Below are 15,879 nucleotides of genomic sequence, written 5' to 3'. Positions count from 1 at the left end.
TCGATTGTCCGGCCGGTCTGGAGACCTGCCGTAACGCTCGTGCTAACGCGGCTTAGAGCGGAGTAACGTTCTCAGCCTGCGGACCTTTCTGGCCCTGAGTTACGGTGAACTCGACCTGCTGGCCTTCAGCCAGGGTCTTGAAGCCTGAACCCTGGATGGCGCTGTAGTGAACGAAAACGTCCGGGCCGTTTTCACGAGTGATGAAGCCGAAGCCCTTGGTTTCATTGAAGAACTTGACGGTACCGGTCTCTGTAGACATAACTCTGTTCCTGTCTGTATTCAGTATTCAATAAGTGCCCGAGTCTCCGGGATATCGATCACGGACCACTCAAGGCGGTATTCGGAAACGCAATTCGCATAATCAAAAACAGGACGATGCACTACTTAACTACAGAGGGATACGTCTTATTTATGAAACGCTTTGCTATAACTTTCCTACCGGCTCACTGTACTCCCGATCCATGGGTTTGCCAACAGATATTTGTGTTATAGGTATAACTACGTTAGTCGCACTCCCGAAAGCCCGTCCCAGGCGGCCCGGCAGGACTCCCGCCGTTGCAGGCGGCGTGCTTTTTCATTAATTTATCGTGACAGGAGATGGCATTCCTCCATCGGTCGGCGCGTGGTTCGTTCGCCGCTGCCCAAAACCGCTGCATCCGTCCCGTTTCTGCCGAGATGTCGCTGATGATGCCTGTAAGCCGCTGTCCGCTGATGGCCCGGCCCGATACAGGTATGTCTTTTCATCGTGTCACCTGCGCCATGACAGCCCGTAGACCGGGCGGCCTTCCACGACATACCGCCCGGATGGACCGGCGCGCCGCCGTCAGCCCCAGCGAACTCCGTGCAACCCAACAACAAGAGGCCCGTCCTGCCATGTGGATGTCGGTGATTGCCATCAGCACAGGTGCCGCCTGCGGGGCGCTTTTGCGATGGTTTCTCGGTTTGCAGCTCAACGCCCTCTTTCCAACGGTGCCGCTGGGCACGCTGGTGGCCAACCTGCTGGGCGGCTACCTGATCGGCCTGTCGATCATGATCTTCTCGCAAGCCGTGACCCTGTCTCCGGAGTGGCGCCTGTTCGTCATCACCGGCTTCATGGGCGCGCTCACAACCTTCTCCACTTTTTCCGCAGAAATGGTGACACTGTTACAGGGCGGGCGCTTCCTGTGGGCCCTGGGCGGCATCGCCATGCACGTGGGCGGTTCGCTGCTGATGACACTGGCCGGCATGGGCACGTTTATCTTCATTCGCTGGATGACTGCGGGGTAACCACAATGGAAAAGGGCTACGAGATCATCTTCATCACGCCGGAGAACCGCCGCCACCATAACCGGCGGGTCTGTGACCTGATCACGGACATGGCCAGAAAGCGGGGCATCACCCGGATGACCAAACGGGTTGATCGTGAAGGACTCGGTGCCGGCGGCCACCTGCATTCGGCGCACTTCTTCGAACTGGCCGACCAGCCGGTAGAAATCATGTTCGTGGTGGACACGGCCACCGGGGACCGGTTGATCGAGGATGTCCGGCAGGCGGGCATCCACGTCTTCTGCATCCGCAAGGAAGTGGAATACGGGGAGCTCGGCTGACGGCTATCGTACCGCCGCCAGAACGAAAAGCCCCGCCGTGTCCGGGCGGGGCTGAGTGCAAGTGCGGGATCGATCAGGCCGCGTCGTGGCGGACGGCGGCGTCCTTCTGCTGCGCAAAGGCGTCGAAGGCGAAATCGTCGACCGTCAGCATTTCCAGCACGCGGGCCTCGTAATCGCGCATGAACTCGGCGTCCTCCTGGCTCAGGATTTCCGCCTCCAGGGCCGCCTCGAAGCGGTCCTCCGGATGCAGCGCCTCCTGCGGCAACTGTCCCTTGGCGTAGGCTTTGTTCACGGCGTGATAGAGCTTCTCGGCGCGCTCATACTCGGCCAGCAGGTCGTTGTACTGGGCCACCGGGTTATCCACGCCGCCCTCGACGTGGGTTGTCCAGGTCGGGCGCAGCAGTTTCTCGCGCAACGGCGTGGCCAGCGTGATCGACTTGGCCAGGGCCCGGGACACGTCATCCTTCGGCATATGCCAGCGCCGTCCCAGCGGCAGGGTCAGGGCACGCAGGGACCAGGCCACCGGCCGGTTGGGCAGATTCTGCAGCAACTCCTCCAACGCCGTTTCGGTACGGTGCAGCAGCAGCTCCAGACTGTACTGGACCAGTTCCTTCTCACCCTGCACCGGCTGGGTCTCGTTCCAGTTCTTCAGCACCATGGAGGCCAGGTACAGGTTGGCCAGCATGTCCCCCAGCCGGGCAGAAATCAGCTCGCGCATCTTGAGCTGCGAGCCCAGCGTGGTCATGGCTGCATCGGCACACAGACCGAAGGCGGCACTGAAGCGCGACACCGCCTGGGCGTAGCGTCGGGTAACGGCATCGAACGGCACGTCCGGATGCCCCAGCCCCAGGCCCTGGGTGAAGGCCCGCGCCGCGTTGCCGAAGATCAGGCCGGCGTGGCCGAAGAAGGCACGGTCGAAGGCATCCACGTCGTCGTTGTCTTTCGCCGCCAGCTCCTCGAGCACGTAGGGATGGCAGCGAATCGCCCCCTGCCCGAAGATCATCAGGCTGCGGGTCATGATGTTGGCGCCTTCCACCGTGATGGAAACCGCCGCACCGCTGTAGCCGATGCCCAGATAGTTGCGCGGCCCCAGGGTGACCGTCTTGCCGCCGTGGACGTCCATGGCGTCGGTCAGGCACTGACGCTGCATCTCGGTGAGGTGGTACTTGAGAATGGCCGACGGTACCGCCGGCTTCTCGCCCTTATCCACCATGTTGGCCGTCTGGTAGACCGACGACTGGGCGATGTAGGTCAGGCCGGCAATCCGCGCCAGCGGGCCCTGCACGCCTTCCATTTCCGCAACGGGCGTATTGAACTGGCGGCGCACACGGGTGAACCCGCCGGCGGTGCCTACCGCGGCGGCCGCAGCGCCGGCAGCCCCCGACGGCAGGGTGATACAACGCCCCACCGACAGGCATTCAACCAGCATGCGCCAGCCCTGACCGGCCATTTCCGGCCCGCCGATGATGTAGTCCAGCGGGATAAACACGTCCTTGCCCTTGATCGGCCCGTTCATGAAGGGGGACCCGATCGGGCAGTGACGGCGGCCGATTTCCATCCCCTTGGTCTCGCGGGGCACCAGGGCACAGGTAATACCGAGGTCCTTCTCCTCCCCCAGCAGGTTGTCCGGATCGAACATGCGGAACGCCAGTCCCACAACCGTGGCGATCGGCGCCAGGGTGATCCAGCGCTTCTCGAAGTTCAGGCGCAGGCCGATGACTTCCCTGCCCTCGAACTCACCCTTGCAGACGATGCCGGTGTCCGGCAGCGAGGTGGCATCGGAACCGGCACGCGGCCCGGTCAGGCCAAAGCAGGGAATGTCGCGGCCGTCGGCCAGACGCGGCAGGTAATGGTTTTTCTGCTCTTCGGTCCCGTACTTGAGCAGCAGCTCGCCGGGGCCGAGGGAATTGGGGACACCGACGGAGACCATCAGCGATTCGTTGGTGGCCAGACGCTGCAACACCGCGGACTGGGCCTTGGCGGAAAACTCCAGGCCGCCGTATTCCTTGGGAATAATCATCCCGAAGAATTTTTCCTTCTTCAGGAAGTCCCAGACTTCCTGCGGCAGATCGGCCCGTTCGACGGCGACGTCCCAGGCATTGCAGAGGCTGATGGCGTGCACGCACTGGTTGTCGATGAAGGCCTGCTCCTCGTCGGTGAGGCCGTTGTTGCGTTCGATCAGCAGTTTCTGCCAGTCCGGGCGACCGGTGAACAGCTCGCCGTCCCAGCCAACGCTGCCGGCTTCCAGGGCGACCTTCTCGGTTTCGGATACCTTGGGTGCGACTTTCTTGAACATGGCAAAAATGCGCGGGGTCAGCCAGGCACTGCGGAAACCGGGCAGGCCGCAGGCGGCCGTGATCACGGCACCGGCGAACAACGCCAGTGCCAGCCAGCCGGAGGCGAAGATCAGCGATACCAGGCCGAACCCGGCCATGACGCCAATCGCCGACTTGGCACCGGACTCCTTACGTAATACCAGAAGCAGCCCGGCAAGGGACAACAGCAGTAGAATCAAAGTCGTCATAGGCGGTCTCAGTCTTCCATGTTGTTGAAATTACTGGGCTGTCTTGCAGGCAGCCCACGACAATCCACTCAATGCTACGTGTAACCTACCGCAATGGATGGCTCCCGACCAGTGACTCCGTCGCCATCTGTCAATGCGCCTTTCGGCGAACCCCCGATGATGTGTGTCACGGTCCGGCGCTACGCGTCACGACGACACGATCACCCGCAGTCCGCTCAACGACATCCGCGCCTTGTCGATGGCCGCCTCACCAGCCGCCAGCTGCGCCTCGAAGAACTGGATTTCCTCGTTGCGGATTGCCGGGTTGACCCGCTGCAGGGCCTGCAACCGGTCGATTTCCGGCGTGATCAGCGCGCGCAGCCGCTCCAGCGCCGCCTGCTGCGCTTCGCCCAGGCGCTGGGCGGCGAACCCTTCGGCGTGGTCGATCATGGTCTCCACCTCGGCGCGCACCTGCGGCACCACCGCCTGCGCCGTACGCCGGCGAATGTTGGAACACAGCTCGTTGAGCCGGTCGTGCGGCAGCGCCCCCGACAGGTCCTTGCCGTTCACGTCCACCAGCAGGCGCAGCGGCGCCAGCGGCAGGCAGCGGGACAACTGCAGGCTTTCCGGCGCCGGGCAATGCAGGGTAAACAGGGTTTCCAGCAGCAGCGTCCCCGGCGGCAGGCCTTTCACGGACAGGCTGGCCAGGGCGGCATTCCCCAGTTCCGACTCGGTCATCAGCTCCATCACGCCGGCCACCATGGGGTGCTCCCAGCTCAGGAACGCCAGGTCCTCGCGCTCGAGGGCCTGCTGGCGATCGAAAGTCACGGTGATGCCGTCCTTGGGCAGCCCCGGGAAATGTCCGGTCAGCATGTGATCGGACGGCTTGAGGATATCGGACGTTTCGGTGTGATCCTCGGTCTCCACACCGAAGATGTCGAAGGCCTCGGTCATGTAGTCCACCAGCCCGGAGGCCTGCTCCTCGGTCTCGATCGCCTCGATCAGCGCCCGGGCAGCCTCGGGACGGCAGGAATTCATCTCGATCAGGGCATCCCGGCCGGCCTGCAGGCGCTGACGCAAGGCATCGGCATGCTCGCGGGTGGCGTCGATCAGGGCCTGGCGGTCGGCCTGCGGATCGGCCAGCGCGGCCTCCAGTTGGGCCTGGACTTCGGCCTTCACCGCCACGCCCACGGCGGTGTTCCGGGTCAGCGCGTCCAGACCGTCATGATACCAGTGGAACAGCGTCTCCTGGGCGGTGCCTTCCAGGTAGGGCACATGAATGTCGATCACGTCCCCCTGCCCGATCCGGTCCAGCCGGCCGATACGCTGCTCCAATAGGTCCGGGTTTTCCGGCAGGTCGAAAAGCACCAGGTGATGGGCGAACTGGAAATTGCGGCCCTCACTGCCGATTTCCGAACAGATCAGCGCCTGGGCGCCCTGCTCGGTTTCGGTGAAGTAGGCGGCGGCACGGTCCCGCTCCACCAGACTCAGCCCTTCGTGGAAGGCCGCACTGCGAATGCCGGCACGCAGTTGCAGGTGATGCTCCAGCGCCGTCGCGGTCTCCGCGTTGGCACAGATCACCACCACCTTGGCCGGGCGCACGCCGGTCAGCGTCTTTTCCAGCCAGGCGACCCGGGGGTCCTGCTCCAGCCAGGTTTCCTCCACCAGACCGGCTTCCGGGGCGATACCGTCTTCACCCGTGCGACGCTCGGCATAAAGCTCGGGGCACGGCAAGGGCGCCGGATGCACCCGGCGCTCCGGAAAGCCCTGGATGGCGGCCCGGGTATTGCGGAACAGGACCCGGCCGGTGCCATGGCGGTCCAGCAGGGTGTCGATCAGTGCCCGGCCGCCGTCGTCCCGGGCCAGCAATTCGTCCAGCTCGTCACCCAGCCAGTCGGCCAGCTGCGCTTTCTGCTGCGCATCCGGCTGACCGCCGTGAGCCTGCAGATCCCGCACCAGGGCGTTAATCGTCGCGTAGCGGGCCTCTTCCTCCTCGAAGGCCGCCAGATCGGGATAGCGGGCCGGATCCAGCAGGCGCAGGCGGGCGAAATGGCCGGCCAGTCCCATCTGCTCCGGCGTGGCCGTCAGCAGCAGCAGCCCGCGGATTTCGGCGGCCAGCTTTTCCACCGCCTGGTATTCGGGGCTGGCGGCTTCCGGCGACCAGGCCAGGTGATGGGCCTCGTCCACCACCATCAGGTCCCAGCCGGCACGCAGGGCATCACGCTGGGCCTTGTCACTGCCGGCGAGGAAATCCAGGCTGCACAGGACCCGTTGCGACTGCTCGAACGGATTGTCGCCGCCCTCTTCATCGTCGTCCGCATCCTCTCCCAGCAGCGCCAGGATCCTGTCGGCGGCGTCGTCGAGCTCGTAGTCGGAGCCATCGACGATGGAGAACGACAGGTTGAAACGGCGCAGCATTTCCACCAGCCATTGATGGATCAGCGAGTCTGGCACCACGATCAGCACCCGCCGGGCCAGGCCGGTCTGGAGCTGGGAGTGCAGGATCAGGCCCGCCTCGATGGTCTTGCCCAGGCCCACTTCGTCCGCCAGCAGGACCCGCGGGGCATAGCGCCGTGCTACTTCGCCGGCGATATAGATCTGGTGCGGCAGATGATTGGTCCGGGCGCCGATCAGACCCCGGGCCGGCGACTGGCGCAGGCGTTCCTGGTGCCCGACCGTCGCCATGCGCAGGCGGAAAGCCCCGTTGCGATCAAAGCGGCCGGCGAACAGGCGCTGGCGCGGATCGGTAAACCGCACATGGCTGCCCAGTTTGACTTCGGACACCTGCTGCAACTCACCGCCGGCATCCTCGGCGTGGTACATCAACACGCCGTCGATGTCCTCGACCGCGCGCACCGTGAGCGATTCACCGTCGAATGTCTCGATGGTATCGCCCAACTGGTAGCGCACCCGGGCCAACGGCGCATTATCGGTGGCATAGGTCCGCTCTTCGTCCACCGCGGGAAAACCGAGGGTCACCCGCCGGCCGGAAATATCCGTGACGATCCCCAGACCCAGGGAGGCGTCACTGTGACTGACCCACCGCTGACCAATGACAAATTCCATGCTTTGATTCACCTTGCAGAACTGATTTGAACGGAAAAAAGGGGGACCCCGGGCGCGGGTTCAGGCCTGACCTGAACGCTCGCGGACCCAGTAGGCCGTCGCACCACAGACCGCGGCCGGCACGACAAAGAGATTGAGCACCGGCACCATCGCCGCCAACGCCACCGGCAACCCGAAGCCCATGGCCGACAGGCGCCTGGCCGCCAGCATGCGGCGCAGGTTACCGAAACTGACCCGGTGGTTGTCGGCCGGATAATCGACGTACTGCAACGCCATCATCCAGCTGTTGAACAGGAACCAGAGCACCGCTGAAACCAGGTTGACGACAGGCACCAGTCCCAGGACCAGCAGCAGGATGGCCCTCGGCAGGTAGTAGATGATCTTCTGGACCTCGCGCCAGAGCGCCCGCGGGATATCCTTGACGATCTGGCCCCAGCCACCCTCGACAGATACTTCCTGGCCGGTCAGTTCCTTCTCGGTCAGTTCGGACAGGTAGCCGTAGAACGGGGAACCAATCAGGTTGGCGACAATCACGAAGCCGTAGGCCATCATCAGCAGGATAACGACGCCATAGAGCAGCCAGAACAGCCAGTCCAGGGACTGCAGCCAGTTCCAGTCGGGCAGCCAGCCCATGGCCATGGCGATCAGCGCGCTGAATCCCTGGGCCATGAAGTAGAACAGCAGGGAGAACAGCACGATGTTGAGGATGATCGGGATAATCACGAACAACCGGAGGCCCGGCCGGCGAATGAGCCGGAAACCCTCTCCCAGGCAGCCCAGGCCTTGAAAGAAATTGCCCTTAAGCATGTCAGTCTCCTCCGGTTTCCTGGCGCGACTCCGCCGGGAGGACCCTGGCGGAATTCGGGCGCAGAGCATACCATGACCGGCACACTGACCATACCCGCAGCTATTTCCGGGAGCATCGATTCACCCATGACCGACCTGCTTCGCTCACTGATCCGCCAGACGCATCTCTGGCGCATCGCGCTGTTCGTCTCGATGGCCGTTATCCTGTGGCTGGCCACCGCCCGGCTGGAGCATCCCATCCAGGTGTCCAGTTGGGACAAGATCAATCACCTGGCTGCCTTCATCGAACTGACCCTGCTCACCCGTCTGGGCTGGCCACGGATGAAAGCCTCCATGGCCGCCCTCGCCATGCTGGGTTTCGGCATCCTCATCGAAATCGCCCAGGCCCCGCTGCCCTACCGCGAGACATCCGCCCTGGACGTCGTTGCCGACAGCCTGGGTATCGCCGCCGGCCTCTTCCTGTGGCGCTATACCGGCGCCCGCCTCGCGACCACCTCGTAGGAAACCACCCAAAAACCGTGTAAGAGATATCGCACAACAACGTAAGAAATGGCGATTTTGTGCTGTGGGAACGATACTTCGAAGCCAGCGAAAATATTGTATATTTCTGTTATTAAAGAACATTTCATATCCATGACGCATTTGTCACCCTTCTCCGGGAACACCGTCACACGAAATTCATATTCAGATTGCTATAGTGGAGTCGTCAGGAAGACAGGGAAAGGACGATACACGGAGAAGTTCCTCACAGGACTGTGAGGGGAAGCAGGGATCAAAAGGATTTCAGGCTTAAGGGATTCTAATACTGGATCGCTGGCTCGGACGCCGGCGCCATGGAGTTGGCCAGGGACTTCAGAACGCGACAGGGTTTGGACGCGAGCAGGGAGGCGAATACCCGTTCCGACGAAGGGCAACGTTTGTTGCCCTTTTTTTATGCCTGGTTTCATGCCCGGGAACGGCGCAGGCCTACTCACCCGCCTGATAGATACGCACGCGATTGAACTCCTCGAATTCATGCAGGTCCGGCCAGGTGCGAGCCTCATGCACCGTCTGCAGGACGTAGTGGTCGTCGCCCAGATCCCTTACCCGGGAATCCGCCAGCAGGACCCGGGGTGCCGCCTTCCGGAACGCGGCCAGCAACGGTCGGTTTTCCGGGTCGTACAGCACGTCCGCCGCGGTGACGACGTCGAATCCTTCTCCACGGCGGAACCAGTCGTCGCACAGATCCACCCGCACCCCGTTGGCGTCGGCATTGGCACGGACGGCGGCGAGGGCATCGCCATCGATGTCGCAGGCCACCACCTGGGACGCACCGGCCTTCGCCGCCGCGATGGCCACGATCCCGGATCCCGCCCCGAAATCGATGACCCGGCGACCGGCCACCGTTTGCGGATGATCCAGGATATATTGCGCCAGCACCTGGCCGCTGGCCCAGCAGAACGACCAGTACGCCGGTTCGGCGACCACGGCCTGGGCCTCATCGTGGCTGAGCGGGCCTTCAAGTACCGCTGGGTCGAACAGATACAGGCTGATGGCCGGACAGCCCGCCGGTGCCGTCAGCGCCACCCGCCCCCGGCTGAGGGTACGGCGCATACGTCGATTGAGGGAATCACAGGTCTGGGGCATGCCGCATTCTAACCGGCTGATACGGGGCCGGCCATCCGTTATACTGCCGGCACCACTTCCAGACTGTTGAAACGATGTCCCGACCCGATACCCAGGATTACCTGCACCTCTTCCTGAACGATGTCCCGCTGATGGACGTCCGCGCACCGGTGGAGTTCCACAAAGGCTCCTTCCCGACCGCGGTCAACGCGCCGCTGATGAACGACGACGAACGGCACCGGGTGGGCATCCGCTACAAGGAAGCGGGCCAGCAGTCGGCCATCGAGCTGGGCCACCAACTGGTGCGGGGCGACATCAAGCAGCAGCGGATCGAGGCCTGGATACGGTTCACCCAGCAGCATCCGGACGGTTACCTGTTCTGCTTCCGGGGCGGCCTGCGCTCGCAGTTGACCCAGCACTGGATTCGCGAGGCCGGTGTCGATTTCCCGCTGGTCCAGGGTGGCTACAAGGCGCTGCGGCGCTTTTTGATCGACGCCCAGGAGGCCCTCCTGCCGGACCTGCCGATCGTCATCATCAGCGGCCGCACCGGCACCGGCAAGACGCGGGTCCTGCTGGACACCCCCAATCCGGTCGACCTGGAGGGGATGGCCCATCACCGCGGTTCCAGCTTCGGCCGCACGCTGATCCCCCAACCCGGCCAGATCGACTTCGAGAACCGGGTCGCCATCGCCCTGCTCAAGGCGAAGCACAAGGTGGGCGGTCCGGTCTTCCTGGAAGACGAGAGCCGGCTGGTAGGCCGTTGCGCCCTGCCCCACGGCCTGCGCGAGCGGATGGCCGCTGCGCCGCTGCTGGTCCTGGAAAACACCCTGGAGGAGCGGATCGACATCATCCGCCAGGACTACGTCACCGGCATGCTGGCCGCCTTTATCGAGCGTGACGGCCAGGAGGCCGGCTGGATCAACTTCCGCGACTACCTGCTCAGTGCCCTGGACCGGATCCGCAAGCGGCTGGGCGGCCAGCGCCACCAGGCACTCCGGGAGGTCATGGTCCAGGCCCTGGACGAGCAGCAGCGCACGGGCGACGCCAGCCGTCACGCCGAATGGATCCAGGTCCTGCTGCAGGACTACTACGACCCCATGTACGACTACCAACTGAGCCAGAAGGCCGGGCGCATTGCGGCCCGGGGACGCCCGGACGAGTTGCGGGAATGGGCAGCCCGGGCCGGCTAGACTCAACCATCGGCCAATGGCGACGCACAGATCCAGATCCATCGAGCGACGTAGAACGGATACAGGGGCCAACCGGGCCGGGCCCGGTTGCTACGGTGTATCGGCGTCAGATTTTTCTGCTATAAGAAACCGGTAGACCTCAAGTGCCGCCGTACGGGCGCACCGCCACAGTCATCATCCCGATTCACAACCGGAACCAACGACAGCAACAAGGAGTCCTCATGGAAAACCTCTTCTCCGGCGACGGGCAGGTCGCCGAACTGGCCCAGATGGCCTACGGCATGATCATGGCCTACGCGCCCAAGGTGATTCTGGCGATCGTCACCCTGCTTATCGGTCTCTGGCTGATCAACCGCTTCATCAGCGTCCTGGACAAGAAACTGGGCGCCAAGGACCCGACCCTCAACAAGTTCCTGTGCGGACTGGTCGGTGCCATCCTGAAGATCCTGTTGTTCATCTCCGTCGCCTCGATGGTCGGGATTGCCACCACGTCGTTCGTGGCCATCATGGGTGCCGCCGGCCTGGCGGTTGGCCTGGCGCTGCAGGGCAGTCTCGCCAACTTTGCCGGCGGCGTGCTGATCCTGATCTTCAAACCGTTCAAGGTCGGTGATGTCATCGAGGCCCAGGGCTTTTTCGGCAGCGTGGTGGAAATCCAGATTCTCTACACCATCATCAACACCTTCGATAACCGCCGCATCGTCATTCCCAACGGTCAGCTCTCCAACGCCAGCCTCACCAACGTCAACGCCTACGACAAGCGCCGGGCGGATATGGTCTTCGGCATCGGCTACGGTGATGACATCGACAAGGCCAAGGCCATCCTCAAGCGGCTGGTCGAGGAAGACGAACGCTCGCACGCCGATCCGGCCCCCAATATCTTCGTCGGCTCCCTGGGCGAGAGCTCCGTCGATATCAACGTGCGTGTCTGGACCGACACCCCCAATGTCTGGCCGCTGATCTGGGACATGCAGGAGAAGGTCAAGAAGGCCTTCGACGCCGAGGGAGTCACCATCCCTTTCCCGCAGCGCGACGTTCATTTGTATGAGGCCAAAGGGGAATGATTCCCGCAGGAGCCCGGCCCTGGCCGGGCTCCACCCGTCCCGCCCTAACGGCCGTCCGTCACATTCCCGATTTTCACCCTCGCGTTCTCTGCCCGCTGAACTATGCTTGCCAGTGAAACAGGTGGCCTTTCCCCGCATGGCGGAGTGAGGGTTCGTGCTGTCATTGCTGGTTGGAGGTTGTGTCGATGCCGGTTCAGCAATTGAAGGAATTCCTCGAAGCGAAGGCAGTGCCCTATGACTGCCTCACCCACCCCCCGGCTTTCACCGCCCAGGAGCTGGCGCATCACGCGCACGTGTGCGGCGACGAGGTCGTAAAAACGGTCATCGTCGAACTCGACGGCAAGATGGCCATGCTCGTCATGCCCGCCACCTGGCGCATCCGCTGGGACCGGCTCACCTACGTACTCGACACGGACTTTGTCCAGCTCGCCGACGAAGACGAATTCAAGGACCGCTTTGAGCACTGCGAGGTGGGCGCCATGCCCCCCTTCGGCAATCTCTATGGCATGTCCGTCTACTGCAGCGAGTCGCTGACCGGCCAGGATCACCTGGTCTTTGCCGCCGGCAGCCACACCGAGTCGATTCGCATGGCGACCCGCGACTTCCTGCGCCTGGCCAATCCGATGGTGATCAACCAGGGATTCCGGCGCCCGGACTCGCCCCGGCCGGCCTGGTTGCGCAAGGTGTCCTGATACGCCGCCAGGTCCGGGCGGCACGCGGACGTTTGCGGTGGTTCCGAACGGGCTCTAATATGAGGCCATTCGAATCGGGAAGCGGACATGACGCAAACTTTCGACGTGATCATCGTCGGCGCCGGCATGGTCGGTGCCGCGCTCGCCAATGGCCTGGGCCGGGCCGGACTGTCGGTCGCCCTGCTCGACCGCCAGGAGCCGGCCCCCTTTGATCCTGCCAGCGAACCGGACCTGCGGGTTTCCGCCCTCAGCGCCGGTAGCGAGGCCTACCTGGAGCGACTGGGCGCCTGGCCCCTCATCCGCGGCATGCGCGCCGTGCCCTACCGGCGCCTGTCGGTCTGGGACGCCGCCAGCCATCCACTCAGCCGCCTGCTGCCGGCCGGTGTCGCGCGCACAACCTTTGAAGCCGCCCCCCTGGGCCGCGACCACCTGGGCCACATCGTCGAGAACCGCATCACCCAGCGGGCACTGTGGGAGCGGGCCGGCGAGTGCGAGCGCATCCGGCGGATCACCACCGACAACATTGCGGCGGTCGCGTCAGACGAGCGCCGGGTCACGGTCACCCTCGCGGACAGCCAGGCACTGCAGGCCGAACTGCTGGTTGGCGCCGACGGGGCGCAATCCCGCATCCGCCAGCTGGCAGGTATCGGCACCACCCGCGACCAATACGCCCAGCAGGCCCTGGTGGCCAGTGTGCGTTACGCCGGCCCCCAGCAGGACATCACCTGGCAGGCCTTCCACCCCAGCGGACCGCGGGCATTCCTGCCGTTACACAGGGAAGGCGAGCATAGCTGGGCGTCACTGGTCTGGTACGATGACCCGGCGCGCCTGGCGGCCCTCAAGCAGCTACCGGACGTCGATTTCCTGGCGGCCGTCACCCGGGCGTTTCCAACCGACCTGCCGCCACTCACGGCCGTAGCCGGACGCGCCAGCTTCCCCCTCGCCCGCCAGCACGCCAAGCACTATTCCGCGGATCGCACGGTGCTGGTGGGCGATGCGGCCCACACCATCAACCCCCTGGCGGGCCAGGGCGTCAACCTGGGGTTCCAGGACGCCCAGGCGCTACAGGAGGAACTGGTCGGGGCCCGGCGTGCCGGCCGGCCACTGGCAACGCCAGAACTCCTTGCACGTTACGAGAACCGGCGGCGGCCGGCCAACCGGCGCATGATGCTGGCCATGGACCTGTTCTACCATGCCTTCAGCAATCGCCTGCCGCCGATTCACCTGGCACGGAACCTGGGGCTGGCCCTGGCCAACCACCTGCCATTTGCCAAGCACCAGGTTGCCCGCTACGCCATGGGGATCGACGACACACTGCCGCCGCTCCTGCAGCAACTGGTCGACCAGGCGCCGCGGCCCGCCTTCCTGAAATAGCACGGACAACATCGATAGAGGAGCCATCATGGCGGAAACCATTTTCGACAAGATCATCAATCGCGAGATTCCGGCCGACATCGTCTACGAAGACGAGCAGAGTCTGGCGTTCCGGGACATCAACCCCCAGGCGCCGGTCCACCTGCTGATTATCCCCAAGACCCGGATCGCAACCATCAACGACCTCCAGGATGACCAGAAAGCCCTGGTGGGGCACCTGTTCACGGTCGCCCGCGACCTGGCCAGGGAGATGGGCTTCGACGAAAGCGGCTACCGGGTGGTGATGAACTGCGGCGAGCAGGCCGGGCAGTCGGTCTTCCACATCCACCTGCACCTGCTGGCCGGCAAGCCTCTGGGCTGGCCGCCCTACACCGATCGAATGAAGCAGGTCTGAGGCCTGCCCGGGAGTGGCGGGCCCGGGACCCGGCCCGCCGCAATCGCTTACTTGGTCACATACCGCTCCATGACCTCGGTTTCCGTCAGCATCGGCGTCTGGTTGGCAAAATCGTAGTAGCCCGGCTTCCTGTCGATGAAGATCTGGCTGCCCATCGCAAAATCCGCGCCCGCCTGGAAGAACCCCGCCGGCATGGCGTATTGCCCCGAGCCCTTGAACTTGTAAAACAGATGAGTGCCGCAGCGGCTGCAGAACCCCCGTTCCGCCCAGTCCGACGACGTATAGACCGTCACGCTGTCGAGGCCGGTGATCCGCACATCCGGCCCGCAATGCACCGCCAGCATCGGCCCGCCACTCCAGCGTCGACACATGCCGCAATGGCACACATCGACACGCTCCCGCCGGGACGTCTCGATGGTCACGGCACCGCACAGGCACTGCCCCTTCATGGTTTGCGTCTGCTCCATGCTTCCTCCCTCTGTCTGCCCTCGGAACCCGGGAATCCCCGGCCACGCCGGATGACTATAGCGTGGCTGGCGCGTTGGCGATACCGAACGGGATATGCACCATCGGGATGGCACCACCAGCCGACGACAGGTGGCTCTTCTGGTCGTCGAAAAACATATGGGGCCGCAACACCGAGAGGATACGCGCCTTGGTCATACCGCCCAGGAAAAAAGTCTCGTTGGCGTTGACGCCCCAGTGTTCCAGCGTGGTGACCACCCGCTCGTGAGCCGGTGCGTTGCGGGCGGTCACGATCGCCATCCGCAGGATGCGGCGATAGCCGGCGTCCCGGTCCACCGCCTTGTCTTCCAGCGCCTGCAGCAGGGCGAGCTTGCGGAACAGGTCCGCCAGCGGCCCCGGATTCAGCGGCACGTCCGCCTGGTCCTGCTCGTGCCGGTGAAAATCCGCCAGCTCGCCCTCCTTATAGATCCGCTCCGAGGCATCGTCGGCAATGACGCCGTCAAAGTCGAAGGCAATGCGCAGCTCCCCGTCGCTGTCATCGTCGACCACCGCCGACGGCAGCACCAACCCCGCCGGATAGCCGGCTTCCACCGCGTGCTGGATGTCACGCTCGTTCGCGGACAGGAACAGCGAGGCGTTGAAGGCCGGGATATAGGGATAGGGCGACTTGCCCTCCAGGAAAGCGGCGCGGGTAATGTCCAGCCCGTGATGGCGGATCGAGCGAAACACCCGCTTACCGGTGATCGCCGAGTTGCGGGAGAGCAGGATCACCTCCACCGGCCGTTCCTCGGCAAAGTGCCGGTTGATGCTCAGGACACGCCGCACGAAGGGGAACGCCACGCCCTTGCCCAGGGGCACGTCCAGGTTCGAGGCCTGATAGTGGCGATAGGCGTTGGGGCCCTGCTCGCGGAAAACGGCATCGGACTCGCTCAGGTCGAAGAGCGCGCTGGAAGCCACGGCAATGACCAGCTTCTGTTCAATCGGAAAGGGCATGACCACCTCGGATCCATCGGACTGTCCGGCAGAATGACCGAATGATACACCTCAGGTCCAATCACGGATCCTGTTGAAGCGCCTCATAATTTTTGATCATGTATCAAGTCGGTAACAAAAAAGATCGGCGTTTTTTAGAAATA

The 15,879-nt window shown here is 63.9% G+C and carries 15 protein-coding genes and 1 riboswitch; of the genes, 8 read left to right on the top strand and 7 right to left on the bottom strand.

Annotated features, from left to right (window positions below; genetic code table 11):
* Positions 1 to 52: 52 nt before the first annotated feature.
* Positions 53 to 259, bottom strand: coding sequence for a cold-shock protein (locus EZI54_RS02610; RefSeq protein WP_131478747.1), 207 nt, complete (start codon positions 257 to 259; stop codon positions 53 to 55).
* A 325-nt stretch (positions 260 to 584) separates the two neighbouring features.
* Positions 585 to 701, top strand: a riboswitch (Fluoride riboswitch).
* A 172-nt stretch (positions 702 to 873) separates the two neighbouring features.
* On the opposite strand from EZI54_RS02610, the gene crcB reads away from it, so the two are divergent.
* Together crcB and EZI54_RS02600 are read left to right on the top strand one after the other, a co-directional pair.
* The gene (gene crcB, locus EZI54_RS02605; protein WP_131478988.1) at positions 874 to 1,266 is read left to right on the top strand and encodes a fluoride efflux transporter CrcB; all 393 of its coding nucleotides are present in this window, start codon (positions 874 to 876) and stop codon (positions 1,264 to 1,266) included.
* Positions 1,267 to 1,271: 5 nt separating this feature from the next.
* Positions 1,272 to 1,586: a DUF190 domain-containing protein gene (locus tag EZI54_RS02600; protein WP_131478745.1), complete on the top strand. Its 315-nt coding sequence runs from the start codon at positions 1,272 to 1,274 to the stop codon at positions 1,584 to 1,586.
* Between the two features lie 73 nt (positions 1,587 to 1,659).
* On the opposite strand, the gene EZI54_RS02595 is transcribed toward EZI54_RS02600, so the two are convergent.
* From EZI54_RS02595 to cysZ, 3 genes are all read right to left on the bottom strand, one after another.
* The gene (locus EZI54_RS02595) at positions 1,660 to 4,110 is read right to left on the bottom strand and encodes an acyl-CoA dehydrogenase (RefSeq protein WP_131478743.1); all 2,451 of its coding nucleotides are present in this window, start codon (positions 4,108 to 4,110) and stop codon (positions 1,660 to 1,662) included.
* Positions 4,111 to 4,296: 186 nt separating this feature from the next.
* Positions 4,297 to 7,155 carry an RNA polymerase-associated protein RapA gene (gene rapA / locus EZI54_RS02590; RefSeq protein ID WP_131478741.1) on the bottom strand — a complete coding sequence of 953 codons (2,859 nt, stop codon included), beginning with the start codon at positions 7,153 to 7,155 and terminating at the stop codon, positions 4,297 to 4,299.
* A gap of 60 nt (positions 7,156 to 7,215) precedes the next feature.
* The gene (gene cysZ / locus EZI54_RS02585; RefSeq protein WP_131478739.1) at positions 7,216 to 7,962 is read right to left on the bottom strand and encodes a sulfate transporter CysZ; all 747 of its coding nucleotides are present in this window, start codon (positions 7,960 to 7,962) and stop codon (positions 7,216 to 7,218) included.
* 126 nt (positions 7,963 to 8,088) lie between these two features.
* Here cysZ and EZI54_RS02580 point away from each other — a divergent pair, with 126 nt between their 5' ends.
* Positions 8,089 to 8,463 (top strand): VanZ family protein, encoded by a 375-nt coding sequence (locus tag EZI54_RS02580; protein ID WP_165495655.1) that lies wholly within the window; start codon positions 8,089 to 8,091, stop codon positions 8,461 to 8,463.
* Between the two features lie 465 nt (positions 8,464 to 8,928).
* Here the strand turns inward: EZI54_RS02580 and EZI54_RS02575 are convergent, their stop codons facing one another.
* On the bottom strand, positions 8,929 to 9,588 hold the full coding sequence (locus EZI54_RS02575; RefSeq protein WP_131478735.1) for a class I SAM-dependent methyltransferase: 660 nt from the start codon (positions 9,586 to 9,588) through the stop codon (positions 8,929 to 8,931).
* Between the two features lie 74 nt (positions 9,589 to 9,662).
* Here EZI54_RS02575 and mnmH point away from each other — a divergent pair, with 74 nt between their 5' ends.
* The 5 genes from mnmH (at position 9,663) to EZI54_RS02550 (ending at position 14,278) form a co-directional block, all read left to right on the top strand.
* A complete protein-coding gene (mnmH, locus tag EZI54_RS02570; RefSeq protein WP_131478733.1) occupies positions 9,663 to 10,757 on the top strand; it encodes a tRNA 2-selenouridine(34) synthase MnmH in 1,095 nt (364 codons plus the stop codon).
* Between the two features lie 221 nt (positions 10,758 to 10,978).
* Positions 10,979 to 11,818, top strand: coding sequence for a mechanosensitive ion channel family protein (locus tag EZI54_RS02565; protein ID WP_131478731.1), 840 nt, complete (start codon positions 10,979 to 10,981; stop codon positions 11,816 to 11,818).
* A 185-nt stretch (positions 11,819 to 12,003) separates the two neighbouring features.
* Positions 12,004 to 12,510 (top strand): aminoacyl-tRNA deacylase, encoded by a 507-nt coding sequence (locus EZI54_RS02560; protein WP_131478729.1) that lies wholly within the window; start codon positions 12,004 to 12,006, stop codon positions 12,508 to 12,510.
* A gap of 87 nt (positions 12,511 to 12,597) precedes the next feature.
* Positions 12,598 to 13,884 (top strand): FAD-dependent oxidoreductase, encoded by a 1,287-nt coding sequence (locus EZI54_RS02555; RefSeq protein WP_131478727.1) that lies wholly within the window; start codon positions 12,598 to 12,600, stop codon positions 13,882 to 13,884.
* A gap of 28 nt (positions 13,885 to 13,912) precedes the next feature.
* Positions 13,913 to 14,278: a histidine triad nucleotide-binding protein gene (locus EZI54_RS02550; protein ID WP_131478725.1), complete on the top strand. Its 366-nt coding sequence runs from the start codon at positions 13,913 to 13,915 to the stop codon at positions 14,276 to 14,278.
* A gap of 47 nt (positions 14,279 to 14,325) precedes the next feature.
* Here EZI54_RS02550 and EZI54_RS02545 read toward each other — a convergent pair whose 3' ends face one another.
* Positions 14,326 to 14,745, bottom strand: a complete 420-nt coding sequence (locus EZI54_RS02545; protein ID WP_207389125.1) for a GFA family protein — start codon at positions 14,743 to 14,745, stop codon at positions 14,326 to 14,328.
* Positions 14,746 to 14,800: 55 nt separating this feature from the next.
* A complete protein-coding gene (locus EZI54_RS02540) occupies positions 14,801 to 15,736 on the bottom strand; it encodes a 5'-nucleotidase (protein ID WP_131478723.1) in 936 nt (311 codons plus the stop codon).
* Between the last annotated feature and the right edge of the window lie 143 nt (positions 15,737 to 15,879).

The sequence above is a fragment of the Marinobacter halodurans genome (genome assembly GCF_004327985.1).
GTDB classification, from domain to species: domain Bacteria; phylum Pseudomonadota; class Gammaproteobacteria; order Pseudomonadales; family Oleiphilaceae; genus Marinobacter_A; species Marinobacter_A halodurans.
This window is presented reverse-complemented; position numbering and strand designations above follow the sequence as displayed.